We start from the raw sequence: 20,702 nt of genomic DNA on the forward strand, positions 1-20,702 counted from the left end.
TGCACCTACCTTAACGAAAGCTATTCATTAACTATCCTTTTGCATCATTCTTTGTGATTTTATTCAAATTATTTTAGTTGTAATCCCTTAATGTATCGTTTAATAAATCAAGGAAGCCTTCGAAATCAAGTTCAAGAGCAGCTTCTGCATTGGGTTCCTTACCCCGGTAATCCATTGTCGGCGTTCTCGTTAAGTCAACTCCTGGTTCTGATCCTCTTAAATGCCGATAATCACAAACTGTCATCCCCCGGGTCAATTCGCCATGTAATTCAATATCAATATGCATTGGCACCGATTTTATAAGCTCTGGATTAATGATCCAGGCAACTGCACAGGCATCATGGAGGTTTGCCCCATGTACATTGGCTGATTTCAAAGTAGCACCGATAAAATAATCCACTAATTCTGCAGCAAAAATACTTGCTTTTGTATTTATATCCTGGAAATCCTTCAATTCCTTTTCCGTTATAATGCACTGCCTTGTCAAGTTAACGCCGGTCATCTTGACTAATGCGCCTGAGTTAAACACTTTAGAAGCAGCTTCCGGATCTACATAAATATTAAATTCGGCCGCCGGAGTCCAATTACCAAATGTCACAGAGCCGCCCATAATACAGATTTCTTTTATATTTTCAAGAATTTGCGGATTTTTATTGATTGCACTTGCTATATTTGTCAGCGGCCCTGTAGCAATCAAGGTAATTTCCTTATTTGCCAGTACTGTTTCAACAATAAAATCTACGGCATGCTGCTCCTGCAGTTTTATTGTTGGCTCTGGCAGAATAGGGCCATCCATACCAGTTTCTCCATGAAATTGAGGAGCTGTTACTAACGGATTTACTAACGGTCCTTCATGGCCGGCATATACCGGAATCTCTCCTCTATCAATAACTTCCAGCACCTTTAAAGCATTACTTGATACATTTTCCAATGTCCCATTTCCACCAATCGTTGTGATACCCAGCACATCAAGATGCTTCGCTGCCAGCATAATGGCAAAGGCATCATCGTGACCGGGATCACAATCTAAAATTACTTTTTTCATTGTTATTCCGTCACCTCTTTCATAAATTTATTTCGTTATATTTCTTATGTGTTTTCATAAATGTCTCCAGCTGTTGTTGATTCGGGGATGACCTTGCACTCTCTCTACTGACTGTATACCCTGATACTGCATTAGCAATCTCCAGACTTTCTTTTAAAGTATTTCCGCTTAATATCGAAACAATAAAACCTCCATTAAAAACATCCCCGGCACCTACAGTATCTACCACGTCCACCTGAAAGGCGTTTTCAATGATTGTTTCATCATAGGAGCAAGCCATTGTACCATCAGGTCCCATTCTAGCGATAATGGTTCGATTAGGATCTGCCAGGGACTTAACACTCTTTTTCCAATCTTCATTCGGATGAAGATAATAAAATTCTTCCTCACCCGACCCTAAAACATAATTACAGTTTTTAATAACCTCTAAGACAGCATTTCTGTATTCTTCATTTAAACTCTCATCTTTTACTCTGAGATTTAAATCAAAAGAAGTGGGTACACCAGCTTCAAAGGCAGTCTTAAAAATCTCAATAATCGTGTCCCTCGAGGACCCTTCTTCAACGATAGCCATTCCCGAAGAATGTATCCAATCTGCATTTTTTATCATTTCAAAATCTATTTTATCTCTATCGATTTTCTTAAATGCCTGCTTCTCCCTCGGCCAGCCCCATAAAAGCCTTTCTCCTCTTTTATCAATAAAGGCAAACACACCGACTGTATTCACAGCTTCATCTAAAATCATATATTTCGTATTAATTTTTTCATTCTGCAAATCTTTTACAATATGATGACCATACTGATCATCGCCGATTGTACCAATGAAAAAAGTTTCGATACCGAGCCTAGATAAAGAAACAGCAGTGTTGGCTGCCGTACCACCGCCAATTAAATAAGGGGTTTTATACACTGCCTTCGTTTCTTCATCATCCAAAAACTTTGGGAAATGCACGATAATATCAACAGCTGCATCCCCCACAACAACTACCTTCTTCTCACTGCCTGCTATGCGCATTTTGAACCGCCTCTACAAATGCTCTTACCTTTTCACGGTCTTTTATACCTTTTCCAGGAACGGACTTACCAAAATTTGTAGAAGTGAATGAATCTACACCATACGGTTTTGTAACCTGAATCGCATCTGCCACATTGGCTGCATCCAGCCCTCCGGCAATAATACAAGGGACTGATGTACTTTCGATAATTGCTTTATCAATATATATATCATGCGTTAATCCGGTCGCTCCGATATCATCAGCATCGGGATTTTTTGTATCAATCAAGAAGAAATCAGATACTCCTTCATAATCTCTCACATATTCCATAACCTTTTGTTCTTCCAATGGTGTATTTGCAAGGACCGGCAATGCCTGCATAATCTTCAAGTCAGGAAATGTAGCTTTTAATATTTCTATCTGGTCTGGTTTAATTGCTTCAATATCACCAGAAAGATGCAGCACATCAGGTAGAGTTACAACCAGATTTTCAATAATCTCCTCAATATCCTCTGCAACGGTCAGTCCGATTCTGACAGCGGATGGCTGAACACCCTCAAATATTTCCTTTGCCTGTTCACAGGATATCTGCCCCGGCGTCCGCATGATTTTACCGTATGAAACACCAATATGGTGTCCACCTTCCTCGATGACCATCCTGGCATCTTCCACTGTTCTTATTCCATAAATCTGTATAATCATGAACTCAGCTCCTTTTTTCTAGTTTTCATAATTTCATGAACCAACGCATCTACGGTGAAAATCGGCTTTTGAATACCCGCCTGCTGACTTACTCTTGTCACCGGCGGCGGAGTAACAAAACTCTTCTTTAATATCTCTGGCTGAGAAAGTACTTCATATTTATCGCCATCCAGCAATATTTCACCTTCACAAAGAACAATGATTCTACTAAACTCTTTCACAACAAATTTCATATCATGAGAGATGGTTATACATAGCTTCCCTCTATTTCGTAAATCATCAATTATATTTGCCAATCGTTCAGATCCTTCCACATCCTGCCCCATCGTCGGTTCATCAAAAATGATGACGTCAGGGTCCATCGCAATAATGGAAGCAATGGCACAGAACTTTTTTTCCGTCTGCCTCAGATCAAATGGATGAACCTCCAGACTATCCTGCAGTTTACATAGCTCTGCAGCGTAAGCAATATTTCTATCCACTTCCTCAGCTGGCATATTAATCCGTTTAGGTCCAAATTCCAATTCATTTTTTACAGTATTTAAAAACAATTGATCATCGGGATTTTGAAAAACATACCCAACCTGCTTAGACCATTGTGCTGTCGTCTTATCCTTGATACTTTCTCCATTAATTAGAATGTCTCCGCCAGTCGGTTGTAAAATGCCATTTAAATGCTTCACAAATGTTGTTTTACCTGAGCCATTTTGGCCTATTATCGCCACTGGTTCTGTTCCTTCAATGATTGTACTTATCCCTTTTAAGGCAGTATCGCCGGTGGGATATGTGTGTATTAAATCTTTTATCTCGATTTTCATGAATATAGCACCTTCTTTGCAGCAGCTATAGCTTCCTGCTCATTCATAATGGGCTCGCCATTGTATAAATGATTGTCTTGTAACGATAGTCCAATCTGCGTGAAATCAGGAACGGCTATAGCATAGTTTTCCATTGCCAGGTTTCCAAATATATTTTTAGTCGTATCAATAGCTGCCAGCTCCCCCTCATGCAGCACCATTACCCGATCTGCTATTCTAGCAACCTTTTCCATATCATGATCTACTAATATGATTGTTTTGCCGTCCTGATTTAAATCTTTGATAATATCAAAGATTTCTTCGCTCCCCATCGGATCTAACTGAGAGGTACATTCATCTAATACGATAATATCCGGATCCATAACGATAGAAGATCCTAACGCCACCCGTTGAACCTGACCACCAGATAACTCTAACGGATTCTTATGCAAGAATTTATCAATTCGCATCCGCTTAGCTATTTTTTGGATTCTTAAGACCATTTCATCCCTTGGTACACCAATATTACCAAGCCCATAGGCTAATTCCTGTTCTACTGTACTGGTGGTATAAGACAATTGATTAAAGGGATTTTGAAACACCAGACCAATTTTCGTAACCAGCTCTCCCATTTTCAGACCCGCTGTATTTTCATTAAAAATTTTCACGGTCCCTTCCCGTTCTCCATCAATATAATGGGGGATTAAACCAACTAGGGCATTACATATCGTCGACTTTCCTGATCCATTGGCGCCAACTACACAAAGGATTTCTCCCTGCTTCGCCTCAAAGCTAATATCACGAATTGCATATTCCTTGCTGTTACTATATTTGAAAGATAAGCCTTCTACTTTCAGAATGGAATCCAAAGTATTCTCTCCCCTTCCTATATGAGGTTAAATCTGATAATGATGGAAGCTACAATGATGAGTAAAAAATATATTAGAAAAAGCCGCTTTATTTTCTTATCAACAGGAGCTTCCTCTGCCTGTACAAAGTTTGTCTGCTTTATCCCCTTCATACCAAATCCCCTTACCTCCAGAGTCATGCCTCTTTCCTGTACATCAATCAAAGAACCCATAATTAGCGGTCCAATTAGAGGAACAATCGCCTTCAGCCTGGTTTTTAAACTGCCGCTTGTTTCTAACCCTCTTGAATTTTGTGCTTCCTGAATAACGGAAACCTTTTTTTGCATTTGCGGAATGACATTTAAAGTAGCTAAAATTAAATATCCAGCCTTTCCTGTTATACCGACTCTTTGAAAAGAAGCGACCATCCTGCCTGTATCTGTCGTCTTTGTAGTGATATAAAATGAACCCAAAAATACTAATAGAGACCCGACAATATTCAGCATCTTCAAGATGCCTTCCAGTCCCAATTGAGCAAATCCCAAATCAGCAATAATTGTTACATTATCTGGATTATAGAATCCTTGTATAAAGAACAGCATCACCATAATCGGAATAGCAAAACCAATAATAAATTTAGCGAATTTCTTCAGTATCTTTGCCTTGTAAGCTACAAAGAACAGTCCCAGAAGGATTACATATCCAATAAAAACACTTGGAAAGACTACAGAACTCAAGCCAAGGGCAAATATCGCTACAAATTTAGTAATTGGATCCAGCCTTTCTATCGGAGAATCTAAAGGCTCGTAAAAAGTTCCTGATTTCTTTGCCATTGTTACCTTTCACCTCCTTAAACGATAGATATTTTATTCCAGCGACGGCTGCTGATACTTACTGACAAAACTCTTTGGAATTTTTTTAAGAACCATATAAGCAATAATGAATGCAATACCTCTATCAATCAGATTATTTATCAATGCCGATGTAAGAACCCCCTGCCAAATACTTCCCATCGTAGCAACTAATCCAGCTGTAATAATAGAAGATCCGGTTGCTCCTGTAGCCCCGCCAAATACGAACACAGTAATACTTGAAGCAACTACGACAGAAATAGCTGTTGCAACTAAGCTTGTAATAATCATCTTCCAAACGTTTTTAAAGAATCCTGCTTTAATCATGTAACCCGTTACAAGACCAACAATAATTCCCACTAACGCATAAGGCAGATAGATTGGATTCGATACTAACGCCAGAAAAACATTTGTTAATAGTCCTACCATTGCGGCTACCCACGGACCAGCTAAAGCAGCAGCCAAAACCGTCCCGATTAAATCGAAAAATAAAGGTAATTTAAGCGCTGCAGCAATCGAACCGCCTACTAAATTGATACCTGCACAAATTGGTATAAGCACCAGTGCCATCGTGGAAAACTCAGCTTTAATTCCTCCAATAAAACCTGTCTTTTCTTTTTTCATTAGAAACCCTCCTCCTAAAAATAAATTAATGCTATCCTCTTCTCTATTGAATCTGACTGCACAATGCATTGATTTAATAAGACACATCTTTTTGTATGAATTAAGTGCGTCTTTACATGTTTCAGCCATTAAATAACATTTTTATTTCAGCCTCCCCCTATATGTAACCGGTTTCATATAGGTCTAAAAAATAAATATAGTTCCACTAACTATTCATTTTCTTCGCAGCTTGTTACTATCACTTTTTATTTCTTGATCCATCACCTACCTTATTTATTTTTGAAAAAACAGTAGATATACTAAATGATATGAATTTTCTGTTCCTTCTATTACCCCTAATAATAACGTAAATAAGTATAATGTCAATAATATTAATAGATATTTACGTTATTATTTTTTATTTTTACTGATTTTATCCATTTTATACACCTTATAATAGGAGTAATAGGAGGTGCAGCAGTATGGAGATTGGAAAAAGAATTCGAAATCTCAGATTAGCAAAAGATCTAAGCGTTAATGGCTTGGCTAAAAAAGCATATATTTCACAATCTTATTTAAGTGACATTGAAAATGGAAGAACTGCTCCTTCTTTGGATAAATTGACTTTGATTTGTGAAGCATTGGATATTTCATTGAGTGAATTTTTCGGGTCTGTGCCGGAATTACCAGCGGAGATTATAAAATTGATTGAGAGTGCAAGGAAGTTAACGGATGAGGAGATTAAGTTGTTGTCTCATTTTTTGGAAGTGATTGGGGAGAGGAAGTCTGGGATTTAGGTGGTTAAAGAAACATGATCGTGTGGACTTATCCAGACTATTAATCAATGTCTTTTTTAAATAAGCTCCATCTAGAATTAATGTTGCTTGATAAGACTTCCATTCATTTATGATACAGCTGTTCCTATAAGAGTATACTAAGATTCGTTTATGCAATTTAAGTTTCTAAAATAAAGAAAAAGATGAGAAATAATATTAGTTTCTCATCTTGATTTAAAAATAAGTTAAAGTTTTTCTTGGAGTACTTCTGTTAGAAGCTCGACGGCGTTTTCTTCAGACGGATCATTCGTTCCCATTTGTCCTTTAAAAGCTTTGGAGAGAATGGATTGTTTTAATAACTCAATACTATCTGTGGCTGTTTGTATATAACTAATGGCTTCTATTTCCTTAGATAATGCTAATTTTATAAATTTAACAACCTCAGTCTGTTTTTCATCACTGGGAACTGGAACTAGAATCTTTCCGAGCTCTTTTTTATTAATCTTAGGTAAAACTGATCTAGAACCAGCAGTCGACGCCTTTTCTATAAAATAAGGGGACAACATATAGAAATATAAATACTCAGTATTAATGTTAGTCTCAATGGGATACATATCAGCACTGCATAACCCCTCAAAATCTACCAGTGTTACCTTTGATAAATATGGTCGAATTTTTGAATATAAAATATGATTCCTTTTAAACAAGTGCTTGGAACTCTTTACTCTGGCCTCTTCAATCGTTTTGTATTCCAATAATCGCCCTGTAAACTTTTCTATATTATCCGGTGCAATATGCGGGTAATTCAAGTAGTCATTAGGATTAACTAAATTTGAACAGACTTTTGCAATATTATCAAATTCTTCCCAGTTCCATCCTTCTGGTAAAGAATAAGGATGCTCATTACTTGAACTATTAACTAGACAAGTAGTGGTTAACTCCCCCCGAAAAGCCTTATCAAGTATAGCAGCCCTTCGTAATTCAAAGGACCCCTTAGCTTCTTCAATTAATTGCTTTGCCTCGTCAATTTTATTTAATAGGCGTTCAACCTTATTGGCAATTCTTTTTTGTTCATTTAATGGCGAAAGAGGGAAGGGAATAGTTTCAATACCTTTTCTTGAAATTTGTCTAAAGGTCGTCCCTGTACTTATGTCATTTAAATAACTTTCTATAGTGCTAAAATATTGCATTAATAACCTAGCACTAATAACCTTAGATTTTATACTGGCAACTCCTCTACCCAAACAATACTCCCCGTCTGCGATATTTGTTTTACCAATAGTTGCTCTTATAGAAACAATAAGCTCACCATCATTAGATAACTTTGTAACCTTTTTTGTATATCTACTTACTTTTGGATATACTTCGCCCATGTCTGCTGGCCCTCCAACTAAAGGAGTATAGCCTGAATCTTTTGTCGTGTATTCTCCTTTTGGAGACTGCCCCATCTTTATTTCAAATAAAAAAGGGAGTTTTGTCCAAACCCAATTCTCCGGCACTTCGTAAGGTTGTTCTTTTTTAGGCACCAACGCTTCTTTCAACAATTCTTCCATCGTCTTCTTTTTCCTAACCATTAATTCTTCACCTTAACTTCTTCAGTCTCTCTTAATTCTTCAACTACTTCTCCAAGTAATTCCATAGCTTTTCGCAACTTAGCAATTGCTTCCTCTCCTGATTCAATCGGCTCTGGCAAATTCTCGTAAGAAGAAAGAGATTCATCAGCAATTAGCCCAATATCTAAGCTGTCATCCTTTTTTGCAATATCCTCACGACCAAATTTATTCCATCGTTCATCTTTTACCTCTTCACGATTTTCAGCAATATAAGCCTTCATAAAACCTTCAAAATGGGCCATTGTAAGTTGATTACGTTTCCCAAATGAAGGCATATTCGTACGCATATCGTATACCCATACATCTTTGGTATTACCTTTATCTGTCTTTTCACGTGTGAAAAATAAAACATTTGTTTTCACACCTTGAGCATAGAAAATTCCTGTCGGTAAACGTAAAATAGTATGTAGGTTACACTTGTCCATTAGATCACGACGAATTTGAGAACCAACACCACTTTCAAACAAAACGTTATCTGGTAAAACCACCGCTGCACGTGCTTCTCCATTATCTTTTAATGCATTATAAATAAGTTGTAAAAAGTTTAATTGTTTATTGGATGTTTCAAAAGTTAAGTCGTCACGTGATACACTCTCTCCACCTCTTTTTGTCCCAAAAGGTGGATTCGTTAAAATAACATCATAATTTTTCATCCATTTTCCGTTACTTGATAATGAGTCACCGTTCTCCATTCGGCCTTCCATATTGTGAAGCAATGCATTCATAAGGGCTAAACGATGCGTTCCTTTTACCAGTTCCATCCCACTAAATGCTTCCCCTTTTTGAAATTCCGCTTCTTGCGGATCAATATCAAAGTAGTCATCTGTTTTATTTTTTAAGTATTGATCAGCTGCAATCATAAAACCAAATGTTCCAGCTGCTGGATCATTACAACGCTCTCCAATTTTAGGATCTACTAGTTGAACCATGACATCAATTAAAACACGAGGGGTGAAATATTGACCTGCTCCTGACTTGGTTTCACTTGCATTCTTCTCGAGTAAACCCTCATATAAATTGCCAAGACCTTCTTCTTTGGCGCTATACCAGTCTAAGGCATCGATAGATTTCACAATTTTTTCCAAGTTCTTAGGTTCGGTAATACTTGTTGAAGAATCCCCATAAATAAGGCGTAAACTTTTGTTGTTACTGCTTCCCAGATCCAAAAGGAGATGCTGATAAAAGTTTTTTAACTCTGTCCCTTCTTTTTCAACCAGTTTATCCCAACGATACTCTTCTGGTATCACCTTTTCTATTTCTTCGCCCTTCTCTTTCATCATTTTTAAAAAGAGTAGGTATGTTAATTCAGTTACATATTGTTGATAGGTAATACCATCATCACGTAACACGTTACATAAATTCCATAACTTTTGTACGATTTCTTGATTGTTCATAATATCCTCCATAAACGTATTCTGTCTTTTATAAGTATAAATGAAAATAAGAGCTCCTTGAAAGAAGGAGCTTGGATTAAATGTGCTTCTAGCTAATATATAAGTTTTCATTGATTGTAGTTACGACAATATCAATATCTTCACCAAATTCTTTTTTCATTTGTTTATAACCACCTTGACTTGCAAAAGGTTCTTCTGAAAAAGCTTCTTTTGAAGTCGGAGCAAGAACAGGGAATTTAATTAACTGTTTTTCAATCCGTTCTAGCCATTTTTTCTGTCTTGGCTTCCAGTCGTGTAGTGAATAGACCTTTTGCATTGCATTTTTAATACGTGTTTCATGGTCAACCAAAGATTCACCTAATGCTGCTTGACGGATAAAACTAATAATATCAGCTGCAATTTCTTCGTTTTTCGTTTGTTTCCAAGCTGACTGTAAATGTGATTGTTTGAAATTTTTCGTTTCTAAAATAGCTATTAATTCACGTAAATCTTCTTTTGTCAAATCCCGAGGTCTTGTACACACCACTTGCAAAGCAGGAATTTCATTGATATTTTCTTGAATAAACTTTGTGAACCCATCCAGATAATCTTCAGGTCTATTATTCCCCTCACCATACCCTCGTTCAACGGAAATAACTTCGTCCTCTTCATTTGATATATAACGCTTTTCACTTCCTACTTGATAAGATTCCATAAAATCAAAAAGAATACTATTATTTTGTACTTCTGTAGGGGTATATTCTTTTACTTCTTGAACCCATTCATCTATTGTTTGGCCGCCTGTTAACTCTTCAAATTTTTGCTTTGCCTCATCATTTAAACGCTGTTTTTTACGTTGTAATTTTGCTGTTAACTGTTCTTGATAATAACTGGTTTCTTTTTCAGATTCAGCTTGAGCAAAGCCACCTACTAATTCAGAGATTTTCATTGTTTGTTTTTTAACTACAGGCTTCATTTCAGTGTATTGTTGTAGTTTATCATAAATACCAACAGCATCATAAATATTAAAATGCGTTTTCCCAATCTCTGGATCTAACCTAGTTGCTCGCCCTAACATTTGATCATACAATATCCTCGATTGAACACGACGTAAGAAAACTAGATTTGTGATAGCAGGTACATCAATTCCTGTTGTCAATAAATCTACTGTTACAACCACGTTTGGCAGACGTTCATTTTTCAACCGTCTAATAGCATCTAACGGCTTATAAATAGAGCCTGTAATTTTCATAATTGCATCATCTTCAATTTCATCACCAAGTTCTTGATATGCTTCTTTTAATAGACGTACAATTAAGTCAGCGTGTTGATTCGTCGCCGCAAAGATAAGCGTTTTCTCTTTACCTGTAGGGTCAATATACTGTACAAGTTCATTGAGAATGGCTCGATTAAAAGACTCTGTGATTACTTTACGATTGAATTGCTCTACCTCAAAATGAATGGCGTCTGGTACTTTTTCTAAAGAAATTTCACCTGCATCAACGTCATACACCTCTACATCTTCATCTTTTTCAAAATGAATTCCTTCTTCTGTAAGTTTTGTTTGAAATAAATATGGAGGTTCATGGTCTATTAAAAACCCATCTAGCACTGCCTCACTATAGGAGTATTTAAAAATTGGCACTCCAAAAATATCCGTCGTGTGTAATGCTGGCGTTGCTGTTAGCCCGAGCACAGCAGCATCAAAATAATCAATTACACGACGATATTGACTGATATATTCGTCTTGATCACGAAATTCCAATTCATCTTCGGTCATTTCTTTATCACTGGTATATCCACGATGTGCCTCATCGACAATAATAAAATCATACTGACCAACGGATGGCATATTATTTGCTTCTGTACTGTAAAATAAGCGACGCACCATGCCTTGAACTGTAGCAATATGGACTTTTGTCGCCTCTTCAGGGCTCATATCTTCTAACGTTTTCACATCATAAATATCGGAGAATGCCAACTCCTCAACTTTTGTATCTTTTAAAGCATTCTCTGTTTGCTGACCAAGCGAACTTCGATCAACAAGAAATAAAATTCTTCTAACCTTTCTAGATTTAATTAACCGATACATTAATGCAATTGCAGTTCTTGTTTTCCCTGTACCCGTAGCCATTGCAACAAGCATGCGACGCTGACCATCTATTAAAGCTCTTTCAACTTCTAATACTGCTCGCTGCTGATACGGTCTAAGGTCAAATTTTGTCATATCTTGTTCTTCTAACCGCTCATTGGCTCGTTGATCATCTTGACTTAATAAAAGCTTCAAATCCTCAGGTGAATGCCATCCTTCCAGTGGCCTTGCAAACTCTTTAGGTTTTCTCGAATCCCAAAACCAAATTCCAGATTCCTCCTGTAGCTGTTTTAAATAACGACGACCATTTGTCGCATATAAGAAAGGAACCTTATAATCTCCAGTTGTAGGCGTAATCACTTCTTGATCAATTTGAATAGCTCTTTTTGCATACACTTTTGTCTGACTTTCCAAAGCACTTGGAATCGTTTTTCTTAGTGCTTTTGCCTCGATAAAACCAACTAACTGCAAACCAATAAATAGAGCATAATCAACACGCCCGCCTTCTACTTTCCATTCAGCGATAGCCATATTTTTATTTTTCTCGGGTAGTGTTCCATAATTCCGATAGTTTAAAACAGAAGTGTCTGCTTCCCAACCAGCTTCACGTAATTTTTCATCAATAATTGATCGAGTCTCTGCTTCTGTTAAATGTTGCCGCTTAACAAACTTCTTCGTCCTTTTCTTTCGCTCCTGTTTTACATTGTCACCCTCTGATTCTGCTTTCAAGCGTACTTGTTCAAGTTGTTTTTCTAGCTTTTGAACTTCTTCATCATGCTCTCTCTGCATTTGATCTAAATCAACAGCGGGTTCATCTATTGGCTCTACATATTCAGGTGGTTCAAAACTCCAGTCATCACCGTAAACTTCCATAAACCAAACAGCTAAGCGGTATGCAAGTTGTAGCAACATTTTTGCTTCATCTGTTTCTCCATACTTAGCATTATGTACAGCATTATTCCCTTTTTTTCGTAACATATGAAACATATCAACAAGTTCAGGTTCAAGTAGTCCTTCACGCTTTAACCTATTAATTCTATCAATCTGTTTTGTTCCTCTATCTTCATTAATATTTTCAGATGCTAGCACTATCTGTGCTAATGTTTCCGCAAACAAACGAAGTTTCATAATTGTAGTATGGGGATCTTGGTGTACATTCTTCTCAGCTGTTTCTCCTAAATTCGCAAGCACGTTCCAATTCTCTTTTAAGAAATAAAAATTGCTGCTCATATTATCACCATTTTCTGAGTAGTTTATAGGGGTATTATACTATATGTGTCTGGAGGATGGCTAGGTGTCTCTCGGGAGGTTGCACATACACAATACTAATTCAATTGAAAAATAGGTTTATTGTAAAATGAAATGTAACAGCAAAAAATAGAAAGCCATAATGAATGCACTTATAGTTAAAGTCAATAAAACACAAAACATACAGAGTTCATTCACGATGGCTCAAACTAATTCTTACTTGAAAGAAGGAATATTTACTAAAAAGAGAAAAAGGACAAATAGCTGTTTATATATAAAATTTGCTGTTAAGGGATATGGTGAAAAGAATAGAACGAAATGTGAGTACCATCTCTCCCCACGAAGTACTTTTCTAATACTAGTTATTCGCAAAAAAATATTTATATCCCAAATATAGATACAGCAGCTCGCTTAGAACTGTCTTTGATTGATAATTATTTTCACTTTTCTCAACTTCGTTACTATGTTTGCAAAAATTTTAGTCCATAAAGGTTTTCTACTATAGCTTTACCGATTACTTTTGAAAAATGGGGAGGAACAGCGTTGCCAATTTGTTTAAATGCTGCTGTTCGTGAATCTTCAAAGAAAAAATCGTCAGGAAAAGTTTGTATTCTTGCAGCTTCTCTTACAGTTATGGAACGATTTTGTAATACGTCAGGGTGGATATAATAATGACCATCTTTTGCGATATGAGCAACAATTGTATGGCTAAAGCCTTTCCCATTAATAGCTTTGAAACGATCAAGAAAAATGTTAGATTTTTTATGAGTAATTAGCTCCTGCGGCAAATCAGAATATTTTACGTTTCTGTTTTTCTGTTTTTCTTTCGCTACAATTTTGTATATTTCCAAGTCATTTTTGTTATTACGACGACAAATATTTTGTGTAGCTGGTACATTTTTTGTCCGAATATTTTTAGTAACGTATTCGATTGGTTGAAGGCTAGAGTATTTGTTATTTGTTTCCCCTTGTTTAACTTTTGGCATATCACGAAATAGCTCATTAACAATAGGAGGAGTTTCTTTAAATTCTTCTAACCAGTTAAAGAAATCACCAGTACCCAATTTTGATTTCTGTCCAAAAATAATGAGCCGTTCTCGATTTTGAGGAACACCATAATCGGAACAATTAACTAATTTGACATTGATTTTATAATGTCCTCTTTCCTTAATATTTGAAAATTCATTTAAAATTTTATCGATTAACTTGCTTCCGTCTAAATCTGTAAAAGAAAGCAAGCCTTTTACATTCTCAAACACAAAAAAATCTGGATTATATTTTTCAAGAAACTCTATGTAATATTTGTAAAGATAAATGCGTTCGTCTTGGCTTTTATTTCTATCATTTCGTGCACGACCAATAGTGGAGTAAGCCTGGCAAGGAGGGCCTCCAATTATTCCGTGTACTTTCATTCCGTTGGCATTTGTATCAATTCTAGAAAAAATTTCATCCATAGTATCTTCAGTGATACCAAGATTAATAACCTTGGCAGTTTCTTCTGTCGGAATTTTAGAAATAAATTCCTTGTGGGTTATTTTTCCAGTGATATAATCGTAATAGAAATCAAGCTTGTTACTCTTTTTTAAATAATAGTAAGCATCACGGACTTTAAGTGTCTTACATGCTGCCCTATCCATCTCAACATGAGCGAGTAAATTGAAAAAAAGAGGATTCCTAAATCCTTCTGTTAGACCACCTGCGCCTGAGAATAAATCAATTATATTTAACATTACACCACCCCATTAAAGATTATACCAAGTTTGTAATACGTGTTCCAGAAATATCTAATTTATTGTACAATTATAATTAATAGATTCATAAGGAGAGCGTGTATGAAAAGTATAAAAAGTTTGTTATTTTCAAGTAGTCCATTTGGATACATATCAAAGAACAAAAAAAGAGTGATATCCGATTTCTTGGCTATAGAGGAATGTGAAGATAATAACTCTTATACGTATCAATATCTAAATAGTAGTTATTACAAAGAATTAATTGTCGCTATTTGTTTGCAAAATTATTTAGATAACATGTCCAATGGCAGAAAGCTTGATATAGATAAATTGCAAGTTGGGCAAGAAATTCAATTTAAAAATAAATACTATCAATATCTTGGAAAGGATGAATTGGGTGCGGGTTATCGGATTAAATTAGTTTACGGAAAACAAGATGGTGTAACTTCAATATTCTCAAGGGAAATCTTAGAGAACAGAGCTAGTAAAGTTAATCGTACAAAACGCCGAAAAATACCTGAAGTCAGGCAAGATTTCGGGAATTATTTTGGTATTAAAAATTTAAGCTGGACAAACGAAGAATCCGTTATCATTTTAGTTGAAAAGAAGATATTGAATGAAATATTAACTGCTCAAATAGATTTAGGAAAACGTGTGTACACTATTGGGCAAATATGTAGTGTGGGTTATCTCAAAGATTCAATGGAAATATCGTACCCTGCTAATGCAAATAATACTGAAAAACGTATGATTCTTTTCTCTTCTAGCCCAGATGCTATTGTTGAGTATTTAGAGGAAAATAATGGTATTGTTGATGAAAGTAAAGTTTTTGTAGTGGGTGATAAGTGGTTTAAGAAGAGCCAGATATCCAATTTAATAAATCTTGAAGATGCTTGTAGAGAATTTGAAATACCTATCAGAACATACTCAAGCGTCTTTTCTGTAATGAATAATAATTCGGTGGAACTAATAGAAAGTATAAATAATGAGTATTGTTGGCTTGAGGCTAGTAATGATGAACACGTAATTACATTTGATTTTATAGCAAATAATAGAGCATATTCAGAGGCTATTGAAAAACTTAATGTGTACCTATCGGAAATTAGCCAAGAACCTAATTTGAAGTATTTAGATAAGCTGCTTAAGTTGTTTTTAAAAATGAATTATAATCAGGTTATTGGGAGTTCAGATACTTTAGAAAGGCAGATGATTGCAGTAAGTGAATATATGCTTGAAAAAAAACTAGATAATATAGATGAAGTTTCATGTATTATGTATGATATCTATTCTAATAGATTTGGATATCAAGTAAGAAATAAAATTGAAAATATTAGAACTAAGGATGTTAACTGCTTACTCATTGTAATGGATGAAATGCTAGAAGAAAGTAGGAATCATTTTATAAATGATAAACAATTAACCATTCTTTCGTATAAATCTGATATCACTGAGGATTTATATGGGAAGTTTGAACAGGTTATACTAATATCTCCTTATAAAACGGAACGTAGAAAATGGTTGTCTAGTTACCTAGCAAAAGATATTACAGTCTTAGTACCACAATTACAAGAAAATTTTTTAATATATTCTTTAAAAAAAGATAAGCATGTTATTCAAAAGCTAGATAATATGGATTTGTTTAATTCAAAAAATAATTCAGCATACCTTAGTGCTATTGAGAAATATTTGAGTAAAAAGACAAATGATAATGATATAGGTATAAATTTACATAAAAATTCAATTGATAATTTTGATGAAGAAGAATTAGTTGAAAAGAAATTTTCTGAACTTATTTCAAAATACGCTTCTGAAGAAGAAATACAAAGTGACAACAGTACTGTGGATGTAACAATAGGTATTGATTTAGAATCTGGAGGTAATATTTTTGGCACTGAATTTAGCAAAATATTTGTAGTTGGATTTGATAATATAGTAAGAAAAATAGATACCAAAGAATTAAAAGTCGGGCAAACAATTATTGAATTTTCTGTACCATATGCTGATGAATTATATCGTAATCGTTATAAGTCCATCGTTACTAGATTAGATTCCTTAAAAAAGAGCTCAAATGAAGTATATTTGGATTATAAATGGAAAAAGTCCCTTCTAGATTATATTGAGAACAGACGTTTAACCTCATTAGAGTTAAAAGAGAAAATGGAGAGTTTAGGATTTTCTTCAAAGACAATTGCTTTTTATGCTGCTTGGTCCTCAATTGAAAAAATGCCAATCTTATCAAGAGATAAAGAATTCATTAGATATGTTGGTATAATGATAGGAGATAACGACATGATAGCTTATCCTGAAAAATATGAGCAAGCTAGTAAATCAGTAAAGAAGAAATTGGTTGACGACAGAGTACAATTCCTTGGTGAACTTGAAGGACGTTCGCTTGATGAAATAAAATCAAATTCAGCTATTAAGTCATTTATTATGGATAAAGTAGTATTGATTGAAAGAGAATTTATTGAAGAAGTTCCAAGGATTTTAACAAATAAGATATTGAGGGGGAAATGAAATGGTCGAAAAAGTTAATAAAGATAGGCAGAAAGCAGTTAGAGACAAATATGCTGATGCAATCAGCCAACTTTTACTTGGACCAGGTTCAGAACGAATTAATATAGATAATACTAAAGAAATAATTTCAGAAAAACCTCAAAATAGATATGTAACAGGAATTTTGTACCCATTACAAGATAACCATAATAAAAAAGAACGTAAAGAAGTTGTTCAAGAAGCTCAAGAAGGTTTCGAAAAAGAAGAATCTGCAGAGATTGATAATAGCTTCTTACCGTCTTCAATTGGCATGACTTTTTATTGTTCTACTAAAAATAAATACTTAGATTTTTTATTTCAAACTGCTTATTATGAACCGATTAAAAATCCCTATATTCAATCAGATAAGAAGACACTTGATGAACTTATAAGATGTCTTGAACTAGTAAAAACGGAAAAAACACAATCATTGTTCGAAATTGATGAGAAAAACGACAGAATTAGGTATGCTTATTTTTCCGAAGATCGTGATAATATAATTAATGAATTAAGCAAAGAACTTAATGAAATAAATCATATTTCTAATGAATTGAAATTTTTAATAAATAAGATTAAAAATATTAATTATGGGAAAAAGAATTGTTATGAACGATTCCCTTATAGTCAATCTATAAAAGTAGACCTTCAAAAAGAAGGATTAAAAAAACAGACGATTCCTAATGACGAAGAGCAAGAATCAGATGTTGTTTTTAATAAAAAACTACAGGTAACAGTGTATTCAAAGATACAAAAAATAGAAGTGGAAAGTCATCAAATTCTAGCAGTTACATTAGTCATAAAAAATAATTCTGACAAACATTTATTTCAAACAGAAATTTCTGTGGATAAACAACTAGGATTAGATTTTTGGGCATCAGAGGATATAAAATTACCGAGTTTATCCAAGTTGAATCATGAGGATGCAATGAATTTATTTTTATACCGCCATAAAAAAACATATGCTTTTGGTAGAGGTGTAGCAGCAGAGTGGACTGAAAAAGATAGCTCAGTTTCGCAAATTAAGACAAATTATATACCGCGATATGAACTGTTACCAATGTCATTTGAAATACCTAATCTCGATAATAGAATCCTTCGAGCGGATAGTTACATTAATATGAATCGTGAAGAACAAATTGAGAAATTAAATACATTTTTAAGTGCATATGAGGAATGGATTGAAAAAATTGAAAAAAGTATTTCTAAATTAGATGAAGTGTTTCAAAACTATGCAAAAGAAAATATTGAAAAATGTAAGACTTGTAGTGAAAGAATGCGAAAAACAATAGCTATTCTTCAGAAAGATGATAAAGTCTTCGAGGCTTTTAATTTAGCAAATGAAGCAATGCTTCTACAAAGAATAGAGAAAGTAAATAATAAAGTAGATTGTTATGAGCAGTCAAATTATGAAAGTGTAAAATTTGTGTGGCGCCCATTTCAACTTGCATTTGTTTTAAATTCATTAGAATCAATTTTAAATGAGGAAAGCCCTGATAGAGATACAATTGACTTAATATGGGTAAGTACTGGCGGAGGAAAAACTGAGGCCTATTTATTTGCAATTGCAGCAGTTATATTATATAGGCGTATGAACTATTCAAACTACGAAGGTGTCAGTGTAATTATGAGATATACTCTTCGATTATTAACAGCTCAACAATTTGAACGAGCCTCTCAGTTAATATGCGCACTTGAATTTCTTAGAAGAAAAAAAGATAACCTAGGGGAAACAGAAATCACAATTGGCCTTTGGATTGGTGAAGGAACACAGAATTATTTAAAAAATGCAAAAGAAGTTTTTAAATCGATGGTCGAAAAAAAATATTTAGATGAGGCAAAGAAAATTAATACTTTTCAAGTATTGAAGTGTCCTTGGTGCCATGAAGAGCATAGTATAGTACCAGATAAGAAAGATTTTAATGTGAAAAGGAAATGGGGTTATGCCCCTATTGATCGAACAAGTTTAAAATATAATATGAAATGCACAAATCCATTATGTGAATTTAATAAAGGTCTCCCTATTTACGTAGTTGATGAGAGTATTTACAATGTTCGCCCTACATTATTATTTGGTACTGTTGACAAATTTGCACAAGTTCCACTAAAAGAATCTACTCAAAAATTATTTGGGTCCGATAATCCTGAAAAATATCGTAGACCAGAGGTAATTATACAAGATGAGTTACATTTATTATCGGGTCCACTTGGAAGTATTGTTGGTTTGTATGAAGCAGGATTTGATTATATATTTAAAAATGGAGGTAACGGAACATCACCCAAATACATTGCCTCAACTGCAACTATTAGAAATGCTGAGGATCAAGTACAATCGATTTTTGACAGGAAACTATTTCAATTTCCACCAGATGGCATTGATATTTCTGATAACTTCTTTGTGAAAGAAGATAAATCAAATTATGGTCGTGAATATATGGGGGTCATGGCAACAGGAAAATCGCAAGTTACTGCGGAAGTACGTTTGTTATCAGCAATGTTGCAGAGTATAACAGAACTCAATCTTACCATTAATGAAGAAGAAATATTTTGGACTGTTGCAGGATACTTTAATAGTATTCGTGAACTTGGAAAGGCTTCTGGATTAATTAAAGATGATGTCAAGGAATATATCAACCAATTATATAGACGAAACAATACTAGAAAACGCTTAATTTATGATAATACTAGCGTCGAATTAACTTCTAGAATTCAAGGGATAGAAATCCCTGAAATATTAAAAAAATTAGATGTAAAGCATGATAGCGATGGAATTTCAAAAAGTAGCAAGAAGCAACCAACAATTGATACATTGATAGCTACTAATATGTTATCAGTTGGTGTTGATATTGAACGTTTGAATTCGATGTTTGTAGTTGGGCAGCCTAAACTTACATCCGAATATATTCAAGCGACAAGTCGTGTAGGACGTAATTCGCTTGGTTTAGTATGTACTTTATACAATTCTTCTAGAAGTAGAGATAGATCACATTATGAAACATTTCAATCCTATCATCAAAGTTTATATAAATTTGTTGAATCCAGTAGTGTCACACCATTTTCAGTCCCAGCACTTAAGAAAGCTGTAGCTGGAGTGCTAGTGGCAATGCTAAGAAACACGGTTGAAGAACTTTCTGGAGATAGTTCGCCTATAAATATCTTAAATAATGAAGAGAAGATAGATGAAGCTGTTGATTATTTAATGTGTCGGGTTAAAGCTAGTGAAGACTTTCATCAACTTTATAGAGAAGAAGCGAAACAAATAATTGAAAATTTCGTTGCTAATTGGCTTAATCTTGCAGAAGAAGCAGATAGTCTTGAAGGAGAAGAAAATCAAACAAATTACTATTTATACAAAACTAAGAGTGAAGAGTTTCTTGGAAAATTAGTTTTAAAATCATTTGACGATAGCAGTCGCCACTTAGAAGCAACACGAGTAATGGGAACAATGAGAAATGTAGAAGATGCAGCTTATTTGAGAATAATCGACTAATTGAGGT

At 34.6% G+C, this 20,702-nt stretch carries 14 protein-coding genes; 3 read left to right on the forward strand and 11 right to left on the reverse strand.

Features of this window, described 5'->3' with window-relative positions:
- Positions 1 to 73: 73 nt before the first annotated feature.
- Genes IEX29_RS11095 through IEX29_RS11125 form a run of 7 tightly spaced genes read right to left on the reverse strand, consistent with a single transcriptional unit; the run spans position 74 to position 5,862 of the window.
- Complete coding sequence (locus tag IEX29_RS11095; RefSeq protein WP_188734535.1) at positions 74 to 1,045, reverse strand: nucleoside hydrolase; 972 nt, start codon at positions 1,043 to 1,045, stop codon at positions 74 to 76.
- Between the two features lie 19 nt (positions 1,046 to 1,064).
- Positions 1,065 to 2,060 carry a carbohydrate kinase family protein gene (locus tag IEX29_RS11100; RefSeq protein ID WP_188734536.1) on the reverse strand — a complete coding sequence of 332 codons (996 nt, stop codon included), beginning with the start codon at positions 2,058 to 2,060 and terminating at the stop codon, positions 1,065 to 1,067.
- The gene (locus IEX29_RS11105; protein ID WP_188734537.1) at positions 2,041 to 2,742 is read right to left on the reverse strand and encodes a phosphoribosylanthranilate isomerase; all 702 of its coding nucleotides are present in this window, start codon (positions 2,740 to 2,742) and stop codon (positions 2,041 to 2,043) included. Before IEX29_RS11105 ends, IEX29_RS11100 begins: the two co-directional genes overlap by 20 nt.
- A complete protein-coding gene (locus IEX29_RS11110) occupies positions 2,739 to 3,560 on the reverse strand; it encodes an energy-coupling factor ABC transporter ATP-binding protein (RefSeq protein ID WP_188734538.1) in 822 nt (273 codons plus the stop codon). Before IEX29_RS11110 ends, IEX29_RS11105 begins: the two co-directional genes overlap by 4 nt.
- Positions 3,557 to 4,408: an energy-coupling factor ABC transporter ATP-binding protein gene (locus tag IEX29_RS11115; protein WP_188734539.1), complete on the reverse strand. Its 852-nt coding sequence runs from the start codon at positions 4,406 to 4,408 to the stop codon at positions 3,557 to 3,559. The genes IEX29_RS11110 and IEX29_RS11115 overlap by 4 nt, the downstream gene beginning before the upstream one ends.
- A gap of 17 nt (positions 4,409 to 4,425) precedes the next feature.
- Entirely contained in the window at positions 4,426 to 5,220 is a 795-nt protein-coding gene (locus IEX29_RS11120; protein ID WP_188734540.1) for an energy-coupling factor transporter transmembrane component T family protein, read from the reverse strand.
- Positions 5,221 to 5,253: 33 nt separating this feature from the next.
- Positions 5,254 to 5,862 (reverse strand): ECF transporter S component, encoded by a 609-nt coding sequence (locus IEX29_RS11125; RefSeq protein WP_156986238.1) that lies wholly within the window; start codon positions 5,860 to 5,862, stop codon positions 5,254 to 5,256.
- A 461-nt stretch (positions 5,863 to 6,323) separates the two neighbouring features.
- Between IEX29_RS11125 and IEX29_RS11130 the strand changes: the two genes are divergently transcribed.
- On the forward strand, positions 6,324 to 6,638 hold the full coding sequence (locus IEX29_RS11130) for a helix-turn-helix domain-containing protein (protein ID WP_188734541.1): 315 nt from the start codon (positions 6,324 to 6,326) through the stop codon (positions 6,636 to 6,638).
- A 224-nt stretch (positions 6,639 to 6,862) separates the two neighbouring features.
- On the opposite strand, the gene IEX29_RS11135 is transcribed toward IEX29_RS11130, so the two are convergent.
- The 4 genes from IEX29_RS11135 to IEX29_RS11150 all read right to left on the reverse strand — a co-directional run bounded on the left by IEX29_RS11135 (position 6,863) and on the right by IEX29_RS11150 (position 14,673).
- The gene (locus IEX29_RS11135; protein WP_188734542.1) at positions 6,863 to 8,170 is read right to left on the reverse strand and encodes a restriction endonuclease subunit S; all 1,308 of its coding nucleotides are present in this window, start codon (positions 8,168 to 8,170) and stop codon (positions 6,863 to 6,865) included.
- Positions 8,171 to 8,190: 20 nt separating this feature from the next.
- Positions 8,191 to 9,624: a class I SAM-dependent DNA methyltransferase gene (locus IEX29_RS11140; protein ID WP_188734543.1), complete on the reverse strand. Its 1,434-nt coding sequence runs from the start codon at positions 9,622 to 9,624 to the stop codon at positions 8,191 to 8,193.
- 88 nt (positions 9,625 to 9,712) lie between these two features.
- Positions 9,713 to 12,925: a type I restriction-modification system endonuclease gene (gene hsdR, locus IEX29_RS11145; RefSeq protein WP_188734544.1), complete on the reverse strand. Its 3,213-nt coding sequence runs from the start codon at positions 12,923 to 12,925 to the stop codon at positions 9,713 to 9,715.
- A 479-nt stretch (positions 12,926 to 13,404) separates the two neighbouring features.
- Positions 13,405 to 14,673 carry a DNA cytosine methyltransferase gene (locus IEX29_RS11150; protein ID WP_188734545.1) on the reverse strand — a complete coding sequence of 423 codons (1,269 nt, stop codon included), beginning with the start codon at positions 14,671 to 14,673 and terminating at the stop codon, positions 13,405 to 13,407.
- Positions 14,674 to 14,775: 102 nt separating this feature from the next.
- Here IEX29_RS11150 and IEX29_RS11155 point away from each other — a divergent pair, with 102 nt between their 5' ends.
- Positions 14,776 to 17,190: a hypothetical protein gene (locus IEX29_RS11155; RefSeq protein ID WP_188734546.1), complete on the forward strand. Its 2,415-nt coding sequence runs from the start codon at positions 14,776 to 14,778 to the stop codon at positions 17,188 to 17,190.
- 1 nt (position 17,191) lies between these two features.
- Positions 17,192 to 20,695 carry a helicase-related protein gene (locus IEX29_RS11160; protein WP_188734547.1) on the forward strand — a complete coding sequence of 1,168 codons (3,504 nt, stop codon included), beginning with the start codon at positions 17,192 to 17,194 and terminating at the stop codon, positions 20,693 to 20,695.
- The last annotated feature ends 7 nt before the right edge of the window (positions 20,696 to 20,702 follow it).

The organism is Oceanobacillus neutriphilus (assembly GCF_014645515.1).
GTDB classification, from domain to species: Bacteria; Bacillota; Bacilli; order Bacillales; family Amphibacillaceae; genus Oceanobacillus; species Oceanobacillus neutriphilus.

Bases quoted from the DNA above. Each gene is read 5' to 3' on its own strand.
- IEX29_RS11150 (WP_188734545.1), bottom strand. From the start codon at position 14,673: ATGTTAAATATAATTGATTTATTCTCAGGCGCAGGTGGTCTAACAGAA.
- IEX29_RS11140 (WP_188734543.1), bottom strand. From the start codon at position 9,624: ATGAACAATCAAGAAATCGTACAAAAGTTATGGAATTTATGTAACGTG.
- IEX29_RS11130 (WP_188734541.1), top strand. From the start codon at position 6,324: ATGGAGATTGGAAAAAGAATTCGAAATCTCAGATTAGCAAAAGATCTA.
- IEX29_RS11135 (WP_188734542.1), bottom strand. From the start codon at position 8,170: ATGGAAGAATTGTTGAAAGAAGCGTTGGTGCCTAAAAAAGAACAACCT.
- IEX29_RS11100 (WP_188734536.1), bottom strand. From the start codon at position 2,060: ATGCGCATAGCAGGCAGTGAGAAGAAGGTAGTTGTTGTGGGGGATGCA.
- IEX29_RS11120 (WP_188734540.1), bottom strand. From the start codon at position 5,220: ATGGCAAAGAAATCAGGAACTTTTTACGAGCCTTTAGATTCTCCGATA.
- IEX29_RS11105 (WP_188734537.1), bottom strand. From the start codon at position 2,742: ATGATTATACAGATTTATGGAATAAGAACAGTGGAAGATGCCAGGATG.
- IEX29_RS11160 (WP_188734547.1), top strand. From the start codon at position 17,192: ATGGTCGAAAAAGTTAATAAAGATAGGCAGAAAGCAGTTAGAGACAAA.
- IEX29_RS11110 (WP_188734538.1), bottom strand. From the start codon at position 3,560: ATGAAAATCGAGATAAAAGATTTAATACACACATATCCCACCGGCGAT.
- hsdR (WP_188734544.1), bottom strand. From the start codon at position 12,925: ATGAGCAGCAATTTTTATTTCTTAAAAGAGAATTGGAACGTGCTTGCG.
- IEX29_RS11095 (WP_188734535.1), bottom strand. From the start codon at position 1,045: ATGAAAAAAGTAATTTTAGATTGTGATCCCGGTCACGATGATGCCTTT.
- IEX29_RS11125 (WP_156986238.1), bottom strand. From the start codon at position 5,862: ATGAAAAAAGAAAAGACAGGTTTTATTGGAGGAATTAAAGCTGAGTTT.
- IEX29_RS11155 (WP_188734546.1), top strand. From the start codon at position 14,776: ATGAAAAGTATAAAAAGTTTGTTATTTTCAAGTAGTCCATTTGGATAC.